Annotated in this window: 15 protein-coding genes; 5 read left to right on the top strand and 10 right to left on the bottom strand. The window is 30.8% G+C overall.

Annotated features, from left to right (window positions below):
* Positions 1-7 precede the first annotated feature (7 nt).
* Positions 8-1,582, top strand: coding sequence for a hypothetical protein (locus Q4Q35_RS04615; RefSeq protein WP_303276768.1), 1,575 nt, complete (start codon positions 8-10; stop codon positions 1,580-1,582).
* Between the two features lie 8 nt (positions 1,583-1,590).
* On the opposite strand, the gene Q4Q35_RS04610 is transcribed toward Q4Q35_RS04615, so the two are convergent.
* A complete protein-coding gene (locus Q4Q35_RS04610; protein WP_303276767.1) occupies positions 1,591-3,597 on the bottom strand; it encodes a Kelch repeat-containing protein in 2,007 nt (668 codons plus the stop codon).
* A gap of 175 nt (positions 3,598-3,772) precedes the next feature.
* Positions 3,773-4,288 (bottom strand): hypothetical protein, encoded by a 516-nt coding sequence (locus Q4Q35_RS04605; protein ID WP_303276766.1) that lies wholly within the window; start codon positions 4,286-4,288, stop codon positions 3,773-3,775.
* A 622-nt stretch (positions 4,289-4,910) separates the two neighbouring features.
* Here Q4Q35_RS04605 and Q4Q35_RS04600 point away from each other — a divergent pair.
* Genes Q4Q35_RS04600 through Q4Q35_RS04590 form a run of 3 tightly spaced genes read left to right on the top strand, consistent with a single transcriptional unit; the run spans position 4,911 to position 10,728 of the window.
* The gene (locus Q4Q35_RS04600) at positions 4,911-8,000 is read left to right on the top strand and encodes a putative glycosyltransferase family protein (RefSeq protein WP_303276765.1); all 3,090 of its coding nucleotides are present in this window, start codon (positions 4,911-4,913) and stop codon (positions 7,998-8,000) included.
* A gap of 2 nt (positions 8,001-8,002) precedes the next feature.
* Positions 8,003-9,214 (top strand): hypothetical protein, encoded by a 1,212-nt coding sequence (locus Q4Q35_RS04595; protein ID WP_303276764.1) that lies wholly within the window; start codon positions 8,003-8,005, stop codon positions 9,212-9,214.
* Complete coding sequence (locus Q4Q35_RS04590) at positions 9,211-10,728, top strand: glycoside hydrolase family 2 TIM barrel-domain containing protein (protein ID WP_303276763.1); 1,518 nt, start codon at positions 9,211-9,213, stop codon at positions 10,726-10,728. Before Q4Q35_RS04595 ends, Q4Q35_RS04590 begins: the two co-directional genes overlap by 4 nt.
* A gap of 69 nt (positions 10,729-10,797) precedes the next feature.
* Here Q4Q35_RS04590 and Q4Q35_RS04585 read toward each other — a convergent pair whose 3' ends face one another.
* From Q4Q35_RS04585 to Q4Q35_RS04555, 7 genes are all read right to left on the bottom strand, one after another.
* Positions 10,798-11,100, bottom strand: a complete 303-nt coding sequence (locus Q4Q35_RS04585) for a type II toxin-antitoxin system RelE/ParE family toxin (protein WP_303276762.1) — start codon at positions 11,098-11,100, stop codon at positions 10,798-10,800.
* A complete protein-coding gene (locus tag Q4Q35_RS04580) occupies positions 11,100-11,318 on the bottom strand; it encodes a hypothetical protein (RefSeq protein ID WP_303276761.1) in 219 nt (72 codons plus the stop codon). The genes Q4Q35_RS04585 and Q4Q35_RS04580 overlap by 1 nt, the downstream gene beginning before the upstream one ends.
* 187 nt (positions 11,319-11,505) lie before the next feature.
* Positions 11,506-11,991 (bottom strand): hypothetical protein, encoded by a 486-nt coding sequence (locus tag Q4Q35_RS04575; RefSeq protein ID WP_303276760.1) that lies wholly within the window; start codon positions 11,989-11,991, stop codon positions 11,506-11,508.
* A 195-nt stretch (positions 11,992-12,186) separates the two neighbouring features.
* Positions 12,187-12,720: a hypothetical protein gene (locus tag Q4Q35_RS04570; protein ID WP_303276759.1), complete on the bottom strand. Its 534-nt coding sequence runs from the start codon at positions 12,718-12,720 to the stop codon at positions 12,187-12,189.
* Positions 12,663-13,127, bottom strand: coding sequence for a hypothetical protein (locus tag Q4Q35_RS04565; RefSeq protein ID WP_303276758.1), 465 nt, complete (start codon positions 13,125-13,127; stop codon positions 12,663-12,665). Before Q4Q35_RS04565 ends, Q4Q35_RS04570 begins: the two co-directional genes overlap by 58 nt.
* Before the next feature lie 162 nt (positions 13,128-13,289).
* Entirely contained in the window at positions 13,290-14,495 is a 1,206-nt protein-coding gene (locus Q4Q35_RS04560; RefSeq protein WP_303276757.1) for a glycosyltransferase, read from the bottom strand.
* Between the two features lie 48 nt (positions 14,496-14,543).
* A complete protein-coding gene (locus tag Q4Q35_RS04555) occupies positions 14,544-15,788 on the bottom strand; it encodes an oligosaccharide flippase family protein (RefSeq protein WP_303276756.1) in 1,245 nt (414 codons plus the stop codon).
* A 342-nt stretch (positions 15,789-16,130) separates the two neighbouring features.
* On the opposite strand from Q4Q35_RS04555, the gene Q4Q35_RS04550 reads away from it, so the two are divergent.
* Entirely contained in the window at positions 16,131-17,267 is a 1,137-nt protein-coding gene (locus Q4Q35_RS04550) for a response regulator (protein ID WP_303276806.1), read from the top strand.
* 210 nt (positions 17,268-17,477) lie between these two features.
* On the opposite strand, the gene Q4Q35_RS04545 is transcribed toward Q4Q35_RS04550, so the two are convergent.
* Positions 17,478-18,695 (bottom strand): glycosyltransferase, encoded by a 1,218-nt coding sequence (locus Q4Q35_RS04545; protein ID WP_303276755.1) that lies wholly within the window; start codon positions 18,693-18,695, stop codon positions 17,478-17,480.
* Positions 18,696-18,898 lie beyond the last annotated feature (203 nt).

The raw sequence follows: 18,898 nt of genomic DNA, 5'->3' as shown, positions 1-18,898 counted from the left end.
ACATGAGATGGTACCTACATTAAAAAACTCTTTACAACTTCTATTATTTGTTTTATTATTTATATCGTCTTGTGATAAAGATGAAGGTGTAAATGTTGATTTAGAAACTGTATCTGTAAAAATTGACTCTCCTTATAATTCTAAAACCTTACCACCAAATAATCCTATAGAGTTTGTTGGAAAAGTTCAAATTGAAGATCCAAATAATTATTCTAGCCTCACGGCTGTTTGGGAAAGTGATATTGATGGTATTTTATTTGAAAGTGGAATTGATTCAGATGGAATTACTAAATTCACAAGTAAAAGTTTAAGCCAAGATATTCATCGTATTAGGCTATATATTTACAATTTAGAAAATGATGCTATATATGATGAAGCAATAGTTTATAATGCAATATGGCTTTATGAAATAACTAATAATAGTAATAGTTCCAAAATACATTGGAGTAAAAATAAAGATGATGATTTTGAAGCCTATGAATTATATCGCTCATATAGCAAATACGATTTAGACAATAGAAAAGGTACACTTATTTATACAACCACTGATCAAAAAGACACTACTTATATTGATACAGAGGCTATATTAGGTAACAAACATTACTATAGGGCGTTTATTAAAAGAAAAATGAATTCTCCCAGTTACGTAGGTAGTAATAAGGATTCTATAATACCTGGAAATTTTATTAAATTAGATTACCCTCTTTATAAAGTCATTAAAGATCCTGTAAAGAATTATGCTTATGGAATAGTAAATGTGGAGAGTATTTACGAACAAAACCAAACTGGTTATGGATTAGTTTTTATAAATACTGATGAAAAAATCGTTGAAAAAAGAATTTTAAATAATATACGGTTTACAGATTTGGATATAGATCCTTCTGGGCAATACTTATATTTATGCTCACGATCTAATCTTATACATAAAGTAAATTTAAATAGTCAAGATCTAGACAGAACCTATAATCTGACATCTACAGCGCATAAAATAGAAGTTGGTTCTAATAGACTTTACACACATATTACTCCACCAACAAGTGGCTCTACAGAATTCAGAATTTACGATTTACACAATCAAACCAATATACCTTATGATGATGACATAGAGCAACCATTTAATACACTAAGTTTTAGACATGGAGATTTTGAACTAGGAGAAAATGGAACTCTATATCATGGAGGAAGTAATTCTTCTGGCTCTACACTTTCAAAAATAAGTACAGAAAATGATATTTTTTCTTTGACTAAAGAATGGAATAGTAATAACTATCAAAGACCAGAAATTATACTAAATCATAATAAATTATATTGGAATCATCTTCTAATTGATACCGAAATAAATAAATTAGGAGAGTTTAATGATAATGGAGAAGACATAAACATACAAACAGTTTCTCCGAACGGATTACTAGCTCTAGGCTGGAGGCGTTTGTTTAAAACTGAAGACCAAAGTATCATTAAAGAAATTCCTGTTCATTATGATATAGCTACATTTCTAGAAAATGATTATCTATTATTAATAAAAAATGAAAATCCTATTTCAAATGAAAATAATTCAATATTGTTTTTTTATGATTTTTGATATTGAAATCAGTTTAAATAATCCGAGTTAAATTTATATATATATCTATTGTGCAACATGTAAATTTCACTACCATCATTAAAAAAACCTGTTCTAGAATATGTCTCACCATTAGTTTCTATTGTTCTCCAAACATTATTGATAGAATCGTACTCATACATGTCTTCATATTGAAAATATGCTTTACTACCAATAATAGTAGGCTTAATTCCTTTTATGTTCATATTAGGCAAATCTGATTTTTGTGTAAGCGTATTACTTTTTGTATCAAATTCCCAAAAGTCCAATATGCTATTATCAATTTGACCAGATCCAAAATATATTTTATCACTAATAACAAAAACTAATGGGTAGATAATTGCTCTTTCATTAGTATCAATACCAGGAAAATTATCTAATACTTTTTCCCAGGAATTATCTTTTATAGAATACCTCCAAATATCATTCATAGGCCCTTCAGGGTATCCATTACCAAGTCCATAATAAATATATTCTCCAACTCCAACCATTAAACCATTAGTTTGTCTATCTTCTCCTGGAAATTCTGCCAATTCTAATGTTTCTTCATCAGTAAGTATATTATAACTACTAAAATAACTTCCAGGGTTGAAATATCGATAGGAGTATAAAATAGAATTATGTAATGTGCTTGAAATAATCGAGTATTTATGAAGCATATCATCATCAGTTTTAATTGCTACAAAGTCTTTATTCTGAATATCAAACTCAAAAACCTTATACCCTTCTTGATTACCAGAACCTCCATATGCTAACATTAAAATATCTGTACCTGTAACTTGCTTATGAGCAACACTTCTAAATATTGGAGTATAACTTGTTTTTATCCAAGGTTCTGTAATACAAATACTATGATTAGAGGTTATTTTTTCATCTAAAAAATTTATTTCAAACATATTATTTTTAAAACCACTATACTCGCTATGATCAGTAACTTTAAATTTCAAACTATCTTTGGATTTAAATAAAAGAGATGCAAAGGCAGTCCCTAAACGATATGAAACCCACGTATCATCTTGAATGGGAAAGTTATTTCCATAAACGGTAAATTCTTCCTCAAAACCAACACAAGATTTTGATACCCCTGTTATTTGAGGCATAAGTACACTTATTTTCGAAACAACTTCTTGTAATTGACTTTTCAACGTTAACTCAAAATTGTTTTCCCTTATTGACATTGGAGCCAACACTATTTTATTCTTCTTAACTTCTAAAACATTATTAACAGCATATCTTATTTCTCCAAATTTTGTTGTTATTAAATCCGAAATGCCTTCAGTTTCAAAATGAGCACCATAAATTCTTAGAGTATCAGAATCTGTTATTTGGCGAGGTATTATGGAATCAATGCGAGGTATATGCAATGAAAATTTTGTTGAAATTCTTTCTTCGTTATCTTCATTAACAACTCTTATGCTTGTATAAGGTTCTGTTGGTAATTGATTATTAACTGGCTTAGGAACGATTATTTTTATTAACGAATCAGATTCCTTAAAAGGAAATGCGGCAATATCTCCAAAATAAATCTTTGGATGTTTCGAAAAATGCTTCCCTTTAATAACGATTGTATCTTTTAAGCAAGCTTTTTCCGGTATTATTTCATTTATTAAAGGTAATGCACTACCATTAGAAATGAACAATTTTTCTTTTCCATAAAAGTAATCACCATCAATAAGAGCTATTACATTAAAATAATATTTTTGTCCTTCAACTAGTCCTGTTATAAATTCACGACTAAATTCACCATTAACACTACCTTTTACAAACTCTACTCTCCCATTTTGATTATAAGTTCCTCCTTCAAGTGTGGTCAAAATAAAACCATATTCAAAACTCCCTGTTACATTTTCAATCTTTCCCTTTAATATCACTCCTCCTGTTTCTATATTCTGATTAGAGAGTGTTTCAATATTCATTACATTATCTGATTCATCTTTGTCGTTTGAACATGATAAACAAAGAACACAGAGAAAAATAGAGCTAATAAATAATTTCATAAATATGATATAAAATGTAAAATTAAATACTCTTTTTGAATAAACTCATCAAATTTATAAGAGTAAAAATCTTATTATTTAAATAATATCAAAAATAAACAAAATAGTTAGTTATGAGTTTTTCAAAACCTCAAATAATCAATATTTTTAAAAACAATTTAGAAGCAACCTAAGCCTAAATCCCCAGAGAATATGTAAGCCCAAAAATAACAGTATCGTATCGTTTTCCAAAACTCTTTAGATTAAGCTCTACAAAAACCTGTATCGGATTTATATGATACAATCCTCTAAATTTAAGTGCCGCCGCATGATTAAAATTACCTGTGGAGAAAAACAATGAAGAGGTATCTTCTGCTCTACTTAATACTTTATAGTCGTTTACAATATATCCAACGCCCCCAGTTATGCTTAATGCGTCCCAATGCATCAAACGTATATTATAGGTAACACCAAACTCATTATAAACTTCTGTATTTTCGAATTCTTTTACAAAAAATCGATTATACTCAGCGATATAAGTGCTTTTTTTTGTTGAAGATTGATACTGAAGTCTAATATCAAAACCTACTTCTTCCTGCAATCCAACACTAATTGCAGCACCCACACCAAAATCAATACTTCCATTCTCATAGTCTTGAGAAAAGGAAAAAAAACAAACAAACCATATAAGCGTTAAAAAAATGGTTTTCATCTATTGCATATTAGCTATGAAATTGAATAAAAAGATTTCAAATGTAAAGTAATAATTTATCGGAAACAACTGTCTAGTAGCGTTTAGGGATATTCATAGGTAATGTCGAAAATTTTAGCGCCACACGATGTATCTTTAAAATCCATTTTTAAAATCTTTCTGATAATAAAATTTATAGTTAAGCTAATTATTTTCCTTGCACTATGTGATTGAACTTGTTTAAACTTTTTGGATTTAAGCGAAAATTAGAAGTTTTTAGTTCTGTTGAAGGCTTTTTTGAGTTGCATAGCAGAGCACGGAAGGAAAAAAAGGCAAAAACAGAGTTGAAAACAGCAATTTTTTAGCAAATTGAAAAAGTTTAAACGAGTTCATTGTATAAATTTAATAAAAGCATTCACATTCAACTTCTTTTCTTCGTTATAGCACGGTATAATAATTCCTGTTTTTATAAAAAAACTGTTTAGAGTCTTATATAAAAGTAGTTCTAATAAACAGCAATTTTTGTTGAAACTCGGTCACAGGAGCGCTTCTATAGATGAATGAATTATTGCTTTTTAAAAATACTATTCGTCTATACAAAACTTTGTTATATATTTAAAACATAAAAAATAACCTACGTTATATGCATGAAAAGTCAAACAAGTACTTAATTGCTGCTATTCTAATAGGATTAGCATTTCATGGAACTTCTATATTCTTTACTATAGAAAGCACTTATGATGCATTAATCCATTTGTTCTTTGCCAATCATTATGCTACAAGTTGGCTTGAGCCGTGGAATTATCAATGGTATACAGGTTTTACGGTTATGAGTTACCCGCCATTGGTCCATCAGGCTATTGGAGCTTTATCTCTAGTAGGTGGTTTAAAATTCGGGCTATTTACCGTTGCTTTTATTGCTATTCTATTATTCGTTACAGGGGTTTATCGGTTTTCATTATTAATGACTTCAAACAGAACTGCTGCCGGTTATGCCGCTATCTTAGCGGTACTTTCTTCATCATTTGTTGAAACATTACATTTATTTGGACAACTACCTAGTATTGTTGGAGTTTCTGTTCTAATGCATGCCCTTCCAGAAATTTACTTATGGTTAAAGACCGGAAAAATCAGATACTACTTTACATGTTTATCGTTAATATCGGTAACAGTTACGTCACACCATGTAACTCCTATTTTTGGAATGGTATTCTTTATATTTCCTTTAATTGGTACGGTGATTATGGACACTGCAACCGAACAGGTGGGCTCGACTAAAGATGTTACTATTAAGGTTTTTATAAGAACTTTTTTCAAACTCTTTAAACGTATTGTTGTTTTTGGGTTCTCTTCATTAGTCATCATTGTAGGGTGTATTCTCCCCTATTGGATTAACTCAAAGAAAAACCCCATTACGCAAGTTCCAATCCCTCACGGTTCCAGAGATAACTTTCTTGAGGTTACCTCTTCCGGATTGGTATTTTTTTTAATTCCCTGGGGTATTATGCTTATTCTTATACCATATATTTTCTATAGGTATTATAGTAAACGTTATTGTTTTTTTGGTTTGTCTATCACCGTATGTACTGTTTTAGGAACTGGAGGTACTACTCCTATACCCTTAAAGGTTTTGGGTGAAACGGCTTTTAATATTTTAACATTAGACCGATTTACTCTTTGGGCATCTATTATGTCTTTGCCTATGTTTGGCGAGTTTGCATATCGTTTTGTAGAAGGTGATTTAAAAGACCTTATTCAAAACTGGCTCGGGTCTGTATATCATAGAATTATTGGAGGTGTTCTAGCCGGTTTACTTTTATTTATGACCATTTTTACAATGAGTCTGGGGTATTTTAGGCCTTCACAACCGCAAAAGATTAAGATGCTTCCTATTGTTAACTTTCTCAATCAGGACCAGCACGACCACTGGCGGTACATGACCTTAGGTTTTGGTGACCAGATGGCCTGGCTGTCGGCCCAAACCAAAGCCATGTCTGTAGATGGTAACTACCATTCTGCCAGACGGCTTCCAGAGCTAACCACACGTCCTATAGAACGTTTAGAAAACTCAAAATTCAGGGGTCTGGAAGGTATCGGATCGCTACAACAATTTTTAACTACCCCCGAAAAATATCATTTAAAGTATATCTTTTCTAACGATAAATTTTACGACCCCATTTTATATTTCTGTGGTTGGCAACGTTTACAACAATTAGAAAATGGTATTATGGTTTGGGAAAAACTCAATGTCCCCCCTGCTCCATCTATTTTACCCAAAGAAGATGTCCCCCTTTGGTTAAAAATACTTTGGGGCATGATGCCATTAACAACCGTTCTTTTTGCCTTTATACTTAACATTCAAATGTTATGGGTTAGGCTTTTAAAAACAAGGGAAAAGGTTGTGCCAGCATACATGAATTTCACAAATAATTATACCAAATTCCCTAAATGGCTTTTAACGTTTACACACGTTTGGTCTTTTTTTATAGCCATCTGCATTTTTTATGGAATTTACCTTTTCTATATGAAAAACGAATCGCATCATTCACCCGAAAATGCCGTTTTGGCCTATTACGATGCGCTGGATTTTAAAAGATTCGAACAAGCCCATAGTTTAATTGATCCGGATAGCGATATAAGCATCGCTCAATACATGTTACAGGTTTCGGTTACCGATGGTCTGTTGAGTTCTTACGCCAAAATGGATGGCATTAAAACTACCATGATAAAGGAGACAGATAGTCTAGCCAATATGAAAGTGGAAATGGAATGGATTACGCCTTTGGAAAGAATGAGTACATACGCTTATAAATCTCTTGTAAAGAAAAAAGGAAAGTGGTATTTATTACCCGATGATGTAACCACAGATTTACCTCCAGACCAATTATATTCGGGTAATGTTACAGAATATTTTAATCAGGGACGCCGACGTATTACCACAGAACAGACTCACCACGAAGATGTATTGAAACAACCTGTTTTAGAAATACTTTCGGCAAAGTTGGTGAAACATGGAAATAGTTATTCCATTATTGGAGATATTCAAAATATAGACAATATTCCTGCCGATGTTGTACTTAAAGGAACGCTTTACAATGATGATAATAAGGAGTTAGCGACCTATAATGCCAAGCATCAGGTAAAACATAAAATAGTGCCTAAGGAAGTCACTGCTTTTAGAATTAATTTTGAAGGCATCGCATGGTCTAAAACCAAAGATTCTATTCCAAAAACCTTTAATCCCGATGAGTTTACCCCGGTAGAATTTGAAGAACAACCCACAAAATTCAACTTACAAATTGCTGGTAATATCGCAAAAACAGATTTGTACAAAAGAACCTCTTTAAGTGATTTAAAAATCTCTTCGGGGGTTGTTAGTGGTACTTTGTTTAATTCCGGATTACAAGAAGTAACCATACCACAGCTTATTGTTTCCTATTATAATGCCGATGCAGAAAAAATCTGGGTAGACCATCAATACCTTGCTGAAGGTATTAGACAGCAAAGAAAACTATACTTTGAATATAAGCTACTTGAAAACGATAGTTTAACATCTATAAGTGACGATATGACCAATTGTTTTGTTAACGGTTTGCCTAATGAGGCTATTTCAGATAAAATAGTTCCAAACAGAATTTTTAATCAAACCAAATCGGTTTTACAACCCGTATCACACCCTAATTATAGTTATATAAAAATTGAAGTTAACACCTACATAGGAAACCCAAAATAATAATGCGTAAAACAACATACTTACTGGTTATTGCTTTCATGTTTTCATCATCTATTTTATTGATAGGTCAATCTGATGAGGAAATAGCTATTAAACTGTTAACTACTAAAACGCAGTTTGAGGCTGGCCTTGGTATTAATTTACAATTTTCCACAAGTAATAACTCGCAACCTATATTATATTGTTCTAATAGTTATGGTACGATTTTAATTGAACCAAGTATTGAAAACAAGACACTTAACTATAAAATTCCAGAAAATATTGCTAACAGAAGCGGACTGGTTAATTGGAAATTATTAGCCGATGATAATACGTTATCGGGTAAGTTTTATATTAATCCGAAACAAGCCGCCAACACTATGGAAACCTATATAGGGCCTCCAAGCATTGAGGCTGGTGGATTGGACTATACTATGCTTGTGGTTATCCCTACCGATATTTATGGAAATGCCCTAAAAGACAGTACCGAGGTAGAAGTTAAACATCAGTTTTTGAGTTCAGAATATCGTAATATGGTGCGTATGCATAATTTAATTGCATATAAGAACTTATATTCTGAAACTAAAACCGGGCGGATGCTTGTAAGTTCTGAAACTTTAGGAAAAAACTCTAAAGAATATGTTATAGATGTGCAACCGGCCATTCCTACTAATTTTAATATATCCTTTAAACAAAATCACAATTATGCTGATGGTAATCAAATCACAACACTTCTAAGCTCTATTATTCGCGATAAAAATGGCAATATTGTTAGCGATGGTACGCTTGTAGATTTCTTTATTACCAACAGCGATAAAAACATTCTTAGAACTTCGGCGCCTACTATTAATGGTATTGCAATGGCTAAAACAGTTCATCCGGATTACGAGGATATCTGGAATATTAAAGCTTATATAGAAGGCATGGCAGAGAGTGATATTATTACTATTAATTTTGAACAAATTATTAAAGGCTACGATGTGGTTTTCTCTAATAATAACAGAACCATCACCGTAGGTCCTTTACAAAGTTTTATGGGTCAAATGATTCCTGATGGTCTACAAATAAAACTACATATTTACAAAGACGATACTAAAATTGATATGATTTTAAAAGAGTCTTTTGAAGGTTTTACGACCTTCAAACTAAACCCTAATGAGATTCCCAGTGATTCTTATAATATGATGATAGAAGTCGCTAAAATTGAAAAAACATTTAAACATGTTAAGCTATGAGCCCTATAAATAGAAAAATAATTCGAGGTATTTTATTTCTATCTTATATTATAATTATAAGTTTTGTAACATACGGCCTTAGTGCCTTGTTTGGTTACCTAAATACCGGAGCAGATAGAAGTACCATGCTGCATACAGAAATAAAAAAAGTGGAACAGTTTCTTCCTAAAATCTTATGGAATGCTAATGAAAATGAAGGCCGACCTATGGATAAACAAACACTTGCAAATATTGAAAATGATTATTTAGATGCCTGGTATGTTAAACATTGTGCCTACCAAACCAATACTATAACCGGAATTGAGGATTATTACACGAAAAATGCACGTAAAAATCTTTATAATATTATCAATAAGAATATTGAAACGGGTACTACTATAAGAAGTACAACGTTACAACATCACCCTAAATTAGAGTTTTTTAGCGAAGATGGGCATATGGTGGTGATTACCGATAAGGATGTCATGGAATACAAACGTGTTTATAAAGACAAAACGCTGCTTCTTGAAACAAAAGACCTGTCTACTTACAAAATAATTATGCTATTAGAAGATGGTTTTTGGCGCATTCGTCACATCGTAAAAACGTCTAATGATGATTTTAAACCCGATTATAAATATATTTCTAAGGAGCATATAGATATTAAAGGTATTAATTATTACCCCCAAGCTTCTCCCTGGGAAGTTTTCGGAAAAAAATTTAATATAGATACCATTACCAAAGACTTTAAACTTATTAAAGAAACAGGACTTAGCAGTATTAGAATTTTTGTTCCTTATGAAAGTTTTGGCAAAGCTAATGTAGATAAAGGCAAACTGGATAAACTAACCCAAGTAATGGACGCTGCTGAAACAGAAAACTTAAAAGTGGTCTTAACTCTTTTTGATTTTTATGGGGATTATTCGATTTTAAACTGGACCTTAAACCAACGTCACGCAGAAACTATCGTGTCTAAACTAAAAGACCATAATGCATTGTTAGCCTGGGATATTAAAAACGAGCCTAATCTAGATTTTAAATCCCGCGGAAAAGATCTTGTTCTTGCTTGGTTAAGTAACACAATCGACCTCGTGAAATCCATTGACCCCAATCATCCTGTAACCATTGGCTGGTCTAACATAGAGAGTGCTCCCCTATTAAAAGACAAAGTTGATATTATTACGTTTCATTATTATGAAGATTTAAACAATTTAGAAAAAAAGTATTTAGATTTAAAACAAGGTATCCCTAATAAGCCAATAGCTATTACAGAATTTGGCTTGTCTTCTTATAAAGGTTTATGGAATCCTTTTGGCAAAACAGAACAAGATCAGGCAGATTACTACAAACAGGCTCAAGACATTTTTAGTAAAAATAACATGCACTATATGTCTTGGACGCTTTATGATTTTACTGAAATACCAAATGAAGTTACTGGTATGCTTCCCTGGCGCAAAACTCCACAAAAATACTATGGTTTTATAAATGCTCAAGGCGTTAAAAAAGAATCTTATAGATATATTTATAATCCTTGATATTATTCGTAAACTGAGGAATCAGTTAAAATTATTTTAATGGCTTGTGCTTTCGTACATTTTTTTAGGCTAAATGTCTTTTTTCAACCTATTAGGATTTTGTCTTGTGTCAAAAATTGTAATTATTTCAATTTCGTTTAATTCTGTTGATATTCGATAGTAAAAAGTAGTTTGTTTTGTTACGACACATTTATAAAGACCTTTAAATTCAGAAGATTGAGGACAGCTTTCAGGTTGTTTTGAAATCTGTTTGATTTTTTCTGTCAGTTTTTCAATAAACTTATCACGTGCTTTTAAATTCCAATTTTCTAAAATATAGTCTGACAATTTTAGAAGTTTGTTTTCAGTTAGTTCTGATAAAAACACTTTCATTAAGAAATTTTCTTCAAAAACGAATCATAAGAGACTCTTTTTCCTTTATCAAGTTCATTAATTCCTTCTCTGATTTCATTTTGCTCAGAAATACTTAATTCTGTCCAAAAATCAACTTTTTCTTTCTTAACGAATTCAGCAACTTTTTGAATAAAATCATTGTTTTCTATAGCTAGAATAGTCTTTATTAATTCTATTTTTGTTGATTGAATATCCATAATCTTTTTTTAATAAAACAAATATACGAAAAGAGTTTCATTCAGTCACTTGAGTGATTATTTCGATAAGAAACTGATGTACAGAACTGTAATACTAGACGAAACAAGCGAACTAGCCTTATGATGAGAACTATGTTTCAGGATTAGCTTAAAAAAACTTGCTTTTTAACACTGTTCTTTGTTGTGCTTAGTTTTTTATATTATTAGTTTTGAATTCGTACTCTTCAATTATTTCTTTTATTTTGTTTTGAATTTTTTGTCCTTTATGAACATAAGTTGTGTCTGTTATTTGTCCATTTTGGTCAAAGATTAGTTTTTGTTCGTATTCAACATCAAAAATCATTCGGTTATGTTTAGGGTCTTCTTTAGAGAATTCAACTTTATAAATCCCTCCTTCTTTTACTCCATCCGTTATATATCCAGTTGAAGTTCCAGTATATAATTTTCCTCTAAATGTAAATTCATATCTAAAGTTTCGCTTACTATATTTTTTATAAATACTTGATGAACCATATATTTTCCCATAAGTTATATTCAGATTTTCTTTTATATCTTCCTTTTCAATTTGATTATTAAAATAAGCTAGAAAAAAACCAATTATAACAAAAGGTGATAGGATGATATAATAATATTCTTTAATGAATTTATATATGTTGATAATGTTTCTTCTCAAAATAAACTATCCATTTTTCTTTTTATCCTCTTGATATTCTGATGGCATAATATTATGCACAACAATTTGTATATGGTTTGTTGCGTATTTTAAGCGCCAAATTTAGCAAATAAAAACCGAATTAAAAATCTTCGCAGATCCCCACAAACAACTCATAACCAATCAATTAATTGCACGATGTTGTAACACGTTTTTTTAAAATGGTAAATCGTCATAATACTCTTCTTTTACTTTTTCAAATGATTTAATACTTAATCCATCTAACTTATATTTCCACGCTATTTCATTAAAAGGATTTAGAAATCTAGTTTCCTTAAGGTTTTCGTTATCTGTTATTTTGTCTTGTAAATATTCAACTTTTTCTTTCGGCAAATCTTTAACTTTTTTCAATGCCTTTAGTCTTTCAATTCCTTGATTAACAGTATTTGAAAGTAAAATTAATTCTACAAGAGTATTCAAGTATTTTGATTTTGTCTTTTCGTTTCTAGAGATAATTTCAAATATTCCTTCTGCTACTTGACCTACATTTTTTCCAATTGCTTGAAATCCTTGATATTTTCCAATAAATCCATAAGGGTCAAGTCCTCTGCGAATAGGTATAATTAATACATTTCTACCTACAGCAACTCCGACTTCTTGGTCAGTCCAATTACTTTCTTTAAACCCTTCCATTAATACTGCACAAAAGGCATCCATTGAAAATAGTCCTTTTCGATTTCGTCTTGCCATTGTTTTGTCGGTTCAATGTCTTCGTGTGCTACAAATGACGAAACCCCATATTTTTCAAGCTCTGTTTTTAAAATTCCAATTGTTGTTTTAAAACTCGCTAAATGACTAACAAAAAGTTTAAAATGTCCAGGTTTCCAAAATGTCGCTTCACTTTCTTTTACTATAACAGGAATTGAAGAAATAGCTTCGTGTTCAATTCCTAATTCTGACGCAATTTCTAATACAATTTCATCTTTTACTTTCGGCAAAACTTCTTTAACATAAACATATTTACTGTTGTAACTTGGTTGGTGGTCAGTTGGTATTCCGTAACTTTCAAAATAGCCATCAATTTCATTGAACTTCATTCTTTCTTGAAGTTCTCTCCCAATCTTATCGATTAATTTTATTTTTTGCAGTTTCTTCATCTAATGTGCTACAACACAGACACAGATGTATACATTCATTTTATATACACCCAAATATACAATAATACTTAAAGACCCAGATCGTTTTTAATAGCTCCAAACTACTTTCGGTAACAAGAGTTTGTAATTTTAATTGTTTTAATCAGCTTCTAAAAATCCATATCAACTTTTATACAGCATTACTTTTTTAGTATGCCTGTTGTTTATCTCTTTAAACGTATCTAAATAAATTTCTGTGATTTTAGACATGGGGTATGCGGTTGCTGCCCTATAATTGGCATATCCTAATGCTTTTCTGTAATCGTCGTCTGTGACAATCTTTTCGATAGCTTTTGCCAAACTATCAACAGAGGTAGGTTCAAAAAACTCGCCTTGATAGCCTTCATCTTTAACAAGTAAAGCTAAATCTCCTAAATCGGGCATAACAACTGCTTTACCATAACTACCTGCTTGATGCAATACACCAGAACTACCTGTTGTAGATGTATATGGAAATACAACAACGGCACTTTCATTAAATAGTACTGGCACGGCACTTTCTTCTACATAGCCTGTAAAACGTACTTGTTTTATATGTTTATAATCGGCTTTAACTTTTTCTAAATAGCCTGGTACATTTGGGTTATCGGTTCCTGCAATTACAACCTCTAAATCTAACCCTGTAGATTGTCGTACTTGTTCGACTGCTTCAATCATTCCCTCTACTTTTTTATAAGTACCAAACTTTCCAAAGGTCATAATTTGCGTAGGATCTGTTGCTATTTTAGAATCTGGTTCTTCGGGAATCTCAAACGTTCCGTGTGGTATTAATTTAACATTTTCTATTTTATATTTTGTCTTTAAAATATCTACATATTTTTGCATAGTCACGGCAACAACATCGGCTTTAAGAATTAATTTGGTTAAAGTCGACCCTATAAATCCGTATATCTTTTGCATGATTTTATTCGATGTAAAACCAGCACTTTCTAGGTCGACTTCTTCCATTATATTATGCAATAGCGCTATTGTCGGAATCTTTTTTAGCTTACAAACCCAAGGTAACATTAAACCCAAGGCTGCAGCAATCTTTTTGTCACCAAACTTCATAAACTGTAGATTAAATAGTATGGCATCTGGTCGTGTTTTATTAATCGCTTTATTCACACTTATAATATTAATATAACTATTAAAAGACCAGCACTCTTTTACAGTTATTTTACAACCAGACTCGGCAAATTCAATATCCTTACTACCTTCAGTATGATCTGTCAATAATATTAATTCTGTTAAGTCTTTTTTTTGTCTAAAATATTTTACTAGATGATAAGCATACTCATTTAAAGTCACTTTACTTGGTGGATATGCTGTTACGATAGCTAATTTCATAATATTCGAGGTTAATAATTAATATTGTATTTATTTAAATCTATGGTTTTACCTGTTCTTATTATCCAATTTATAAAACGTAAGCTGTATAAATAATAATAAAACCATAGCTATTATTTGCATATAAACGACTTGTTTTAAACTGTCATGAAAGAACACGACCAACATCATTTGTAACATACCAAATACACCAGATATAACCACTGGTATGTACTTGTCTAAAGACAAATAGTAATAAGCAAAAATGTTTGATATAGCAAACATGGAAGTTGCTAGTCCGTACTTCCAAAGTAAACTGGCCATTGATATATAGCTTTCACCAAAAAGAATGATAATAATTGTTTCAGGAAATAGAAAACAACCTAGTACTATTATAAAAGAAATAATACCTATATATAGCACGTACCTAAATAAAACTTTTGATGCACTTTTATTTTCTTTTTTTAATTGTACCACTTTGGGTAATAAAAGCATCACAAACATCCAGGCAATAAAATAAACGATACGCCCTATGAGTGCCAAAGATGCATATAACCCTGCTTCATACGGTTCAAAATAATGTTTAACTAATAGTATGTCACTATTATTAATAATAATTTGGGTGAGTTCATAAAATGCGGTTAACAAAAAAAAGCTTCTTATAGATTTTAGATCTGTTTTATCTATAATTGTTTCTTCTTTAAATGAAATATCTTTATAACTAAATGGTATTAAACCAAATAGAAAGGATATCGAAATACCCAAAGCTATCAGTGCAGAATTTGCCACACTGGATAATGCAAAAATTAAACTTAAAGTTATTATTAGCCTACTAAGCATTTCTGCCTGATAGGTTACAGAAAGTGATTTTAACTCATTTTTTCCTTGAAATATACCTCTGTTAACACTCATTAAAAAGTAAAAGGGTACACCACAACCAAAAATTACAAACATTAATGAAGTTGATGTATTAAATAACTTCTGTAGCTGTGGAGCAAATATTACAATAACAAGGCCTAAAAGTATCCCTGCGAAAACAGCATTTTTATAAACTCTTATAATAAAACTTTTAAACAAACCTGAATCAAAAAGCACAGAAAACTTTGCTGTTGCTAATTGAAACGTCATTGCCATAAATGATAGTACAAGTAAAAATGTAACCAGTACAGCTGCATCAGCAAATTGTGTTGGTCCTAAAAGGCGACCAAGTATTAAATTATATAAATAATTTCCGCCATTAACTATAAGTACGCTTAACATAAATAGTTGTTCTGGAGTAATTTTTTTTGGTAGACTAAACGATTTTATCTGCATGGGCTAATAATTTAATATCTATGACTTATTTTTTATTGTCTTAAATCAACCTTCTTCATTAAAAATTAAATTTTTCACACTATCAATCCAATAATATATAGACAGGAATAATAGTTAAAAAAAGCATCTTTTAACAGTTGTTTTTTCTTAAAAAAATAACATGTTGTCGAACAAATATATCATTTTATCTGATTTTTTTATAAAAAATATTACATTTCTTTCAAAAAAAATAATATATTTACTACATAAAAAGTAAATTTAAACACATAAAAACAATCATTTTTGTAAGAATTAACAAGTTAAAAGGAAGAAAAAACCAACTCAAAAAACACTCAAATCATGATAAAAATTTTAGCAATTGATGACCAAGAATTAATACTGTTATCACTGGAAAAACACTTAACCGACTTAGGCTATGATGTAAAATACGCTAGCAATGGAAAAGAAGGCTTAGAGCTTTTCGATACATTTAACCCAGACGCTGTCATTGTAGATATAAATATGGATGGTATGTCTGGATTAGAGGTCGTAAAAGCTATTAGACTAGAAAAAAAATCGAAAGCTAAAATTTTGGTTTTATCGGGAAATACAGATGAAGACACCATTATTGATGGGTTTGGTTTAGGTATAGATGACTATATGAAAAAACCAGTATCCCTTAATGAAGTTACTGTAAGAATTTCTAGAATGTTCGGAATAAAAACTATCAAATCCGATAATAAAGACTCAAAAGATCAAATGCTTCAAAAGCGATGTGTTGGGGTTGTTATACCGTGTTATAATGAGGAAAAAAGGTTATTAAGTAAAGAGTTTATTGATTTTGTTAACAGTAATCTAGGGTATCATTTATGTTTTGTAAACGACGGAAGTACTGATAAAACCTTAGAAGTTTTAAATGACTTGAGCAAAAGCAGAGAAACTAATATTAGTGTATTTAACTGCGAAAAAAATGGAGGAAAAGCAGAAGCTGTAAGACAAGGCATTTTACACCTTGCTGAAGATGATCAATTAGACTACATCGGTTACTTAGATGCAGATTTATCTACCGACTTTAGGGACTTTGATGATTTGGTTAAAACAATAGAAACTTCCGATTTTAAAATTGTAAGTGGTTCCAGAATGAGTAGAATGGGTGCAAATATTACTAAAGAATCTGCCCGTAAAATAATTAGTAAAACAATAAACCTTATTATAAGGACTATTTTAGGCATGCCATTTAATGATACACAATGTGGCGCAAAAATTATGGACAAAGACATAGCCAAGCTTATGTTTAAAGATAAATTTATTACACGTTGGATTTTTGATGTTGAAATTTTTATAAGAATGCGAAAATATTACGGAAAGAAAAAAGCCATTTCGTATATCTGTGAACAACCTCTTAAAAGGTGGATTCATGCCGACGGGTCTAAATTATCAATGAAAGATTCTATAAAAATTGTTGGGCAACTTGGGCAAATAGCAATACATTATAGATAATACAGTAAAAAATTATAATCGCATTTACAACTCTATATAATAGCCAAAGAAGTCGTTTTTACGACTTCTTTGATATAAACGGGTCTAACATTTTGGATATACGTACCAAAATGGAGAGACTAAACCCATTAGAATTAATATGTATCCTACTCTGCAGTTAGAATACACCTTTTATATAATTGGGGCAAAAAAGGGTACGTTCTTATATTTTTAAGCAATAACCTGTTCCTGCTGTAATTTTTCTTTTTCCTTTTTTAAAATTATGGATTGAAATGTATTTAAATACATATTGGTAATTCTAGACATTGAATAAGCAGTTGCTGCTTTGTAATTGGCGCGCTCTAATTCAACCCGATACGCATTATTTTCAAGAATTTTTTGCAATGCTAAAGCTAAACTATATACACAATCTAGGTCGAAAAATTCACCTCTGTATCCTTGTTCTTTTGCTAAAAGGGTTAAATCTCCTAAATTAGGCATAACAACAGCTTTACCGTAGCTTCCCGCCTGGTGTAATACTCCAGAACTTCCAGCTGTAGACATATAAGGAAATACTACCAAAGCACTCTCTTTAAATAACCTTGGAACATCCTGTTCTTTAACATAGCCAGTAAAAGTTAGCCCATTTACATGGTTATATTTTTCTTTTACAGACTCCAAATATCCGAGAGCATTGGGACTATCTGTACCTGCTATTACAATTTCTAAATTTAAATTTGAAAACTTTCTTATCTTTTCAATAGCTTCTATTAATGATTCTACTTTTTTATATGTTCCAAACTTTCCAAAAGCCAATACCTTAAATGGTTTTAATGGCACCTTATAGGCTGGTTCTTCCAGAATTTCAAACGTACCATGCGGAATCATTTTTACATTTTTGGCTTGATACTTCTCTTCTAAAATGGCTACATATTTTTTCATGGTTACTACAACCACATCAGCTTTAAGAATTAATCGGGTAAAAGTTCTTCCAATAAACCCATAAATTCTTTGTATCCATTTATAATTGCTCTTAAATCCCACACTTTCTAAATCTACTGTTTCTAAAATATTATGTAACAATACAATATTTGGTATCTTTTTTAGCTTACATACCAATGGCAGCATTAAACTTAAAGCTGTAGCAACTTTTTTATCTCCAAACTTTGTAAAATCTAAATTAAATAATACAGAATCTGGTTTCGTTTCATTAATAGCTTTAGTCACACTAAAAATATTTTTATAGCTGTTAAAAGCCCAGCATTCTCTTACGGTTATTTTACACCCGGTTTCAGTAAATTCAATATCTTTTTCACCTTTAATCCTATCTGTTAATAATACGATTTCTTTAACACCTTCTCTTTGTCTGAAATGTTTCACTAAGTGGTACGCATATTCATTTAATGTGACCTTACTTGGCGGATACGCTGTTACAATTGCTAGTTTCATAAGTATATTTTTAATGGGGTTTTAAAATCTTTTTAATCTTTCTATAAAGTCGTGAAATCAATAGTGATACATCTTATATCGTAAATTGTTTCTTTTTTATATAGTATAAATTTGAGAATTTTAAAACTGAAAAAGAGCTGATTATAGGTAGGTCAACATTTACTGTAGACGAATGGTTATTTGTTTTAGATTAAGCCTGAAAA

The sequence above is a fragment of the Flavivirga aquimarina genome (assembly GCF_030540835.1).
GTDB lineage: Bacteria > Bacteroidota > Bacteroidia > Flavobacteriales > Flavobacteriaceae > Flavivirga > Flavivirga aquimarina.
This window is presented reverse-complemented; position numbering and strand designations above follow the sequence as displayed.

What these genes read in the sequence shown, in the direction of transcription:
- Q4Q35_RS04615 (WP_303276768.1), top strand. Translation starts at nt 8, where the DNA reads ATGGTACCTACATTAAAAAACTCTTTACAACTTCTATTATTTGTTTTA.
- Q4Q35_RS04610 (WP_303276767.1), bottom strand. Translation starts at nt 3,597, where the DNA reads ATGAAATTATTTATTAGCTCTATTTTTCTCTGTGTTCTTTGTTTATCA.
- Q4Q35_RS04605 (WP_303276766.1), bottom strand. Translation starts at nt 4,288, where the DNA reads ATGAAAACCATTTTTTTAACGCTTATATGGTTTGTTTGTTTTTTTTCC.
- Q4Q35_RS04600 (WP_303276765.1), top strand. Translation starts at nt 4,911, where the DNA reads ATGCATGAAAAGTCAAACAAGTACTTAATTGCTGCTATTCTAATAGGA.
- Q4Q35_RS04595 (WP_303276764.1), top strand. Translation starts at nt 8,003, where the DNA reads ATGCGTAAAACAACATACTTACTGGTTATTGCTTTCATGTTTTCATCA.
- Q4Q35_RS04590 (WP_303276763.1), top strand. Translation starts at nt 9,211, where the DNA reads ATGAGCCCTATAAATAGAAAAATAATTCGAGGTATTTTATTTCTATCT.
- Q4Q35_RS04585 (WP_303276762.1), bottom strand. Translation starts at nt 11,100, where the DNA reads ATGAAAGTGTTTTTATCAGAACTAACTGAAAACAAACTTCTAAAATTG.
- Q4Q35_RS04580 (WP_303276761.1), bottom strand. Translation starts at nt 11,318, where the DNA reads ATGGATATTCAATCAACAAAAATAGAATTAATAAAGACTATTCTAGCT.
- Q4Q35_RS04570 (WP_303276759.1), bottom strand. Translation starts at nt 12,720, where the DNA reads ATGGCAAGACGAAATCGAAAAGGACTATTTTCAATGGATGCCTTTTGT.
- Q4Q35_RS04565 (WP_303276758.1), bottom strand. Translation starts at nt 13,127, where the DNA reads ATGAAGAAACTGCAAAAAATAAAATTAATCGATAAGATTGGGAGAGAA.
- Q4Q35_RS04560 (WP_303276757.1), bottom strand. Translation starts at nt 14,495, where the DNA reads ATGAAATTAGCTATCGTAACAGCATATCCACCAAGTAAAGTGACTTTA.
- Q4Q35_RS04555 (WP_303276756.1), bottom strand. Translation starts at nt 15,788, where the DNA reads ATGCAGATAAAATCGTTTAGTCTACCAAAAAAAATTACTCCAGAACAA.
- Q4Q35_RS04545 (WP_303276755.1), bottom strand. Translation starts at nt 18,695, where the DNA reads ATGAAACTAGCAATTGTAACAGCGTATCCGCCAAGTAAGGTCACATTA.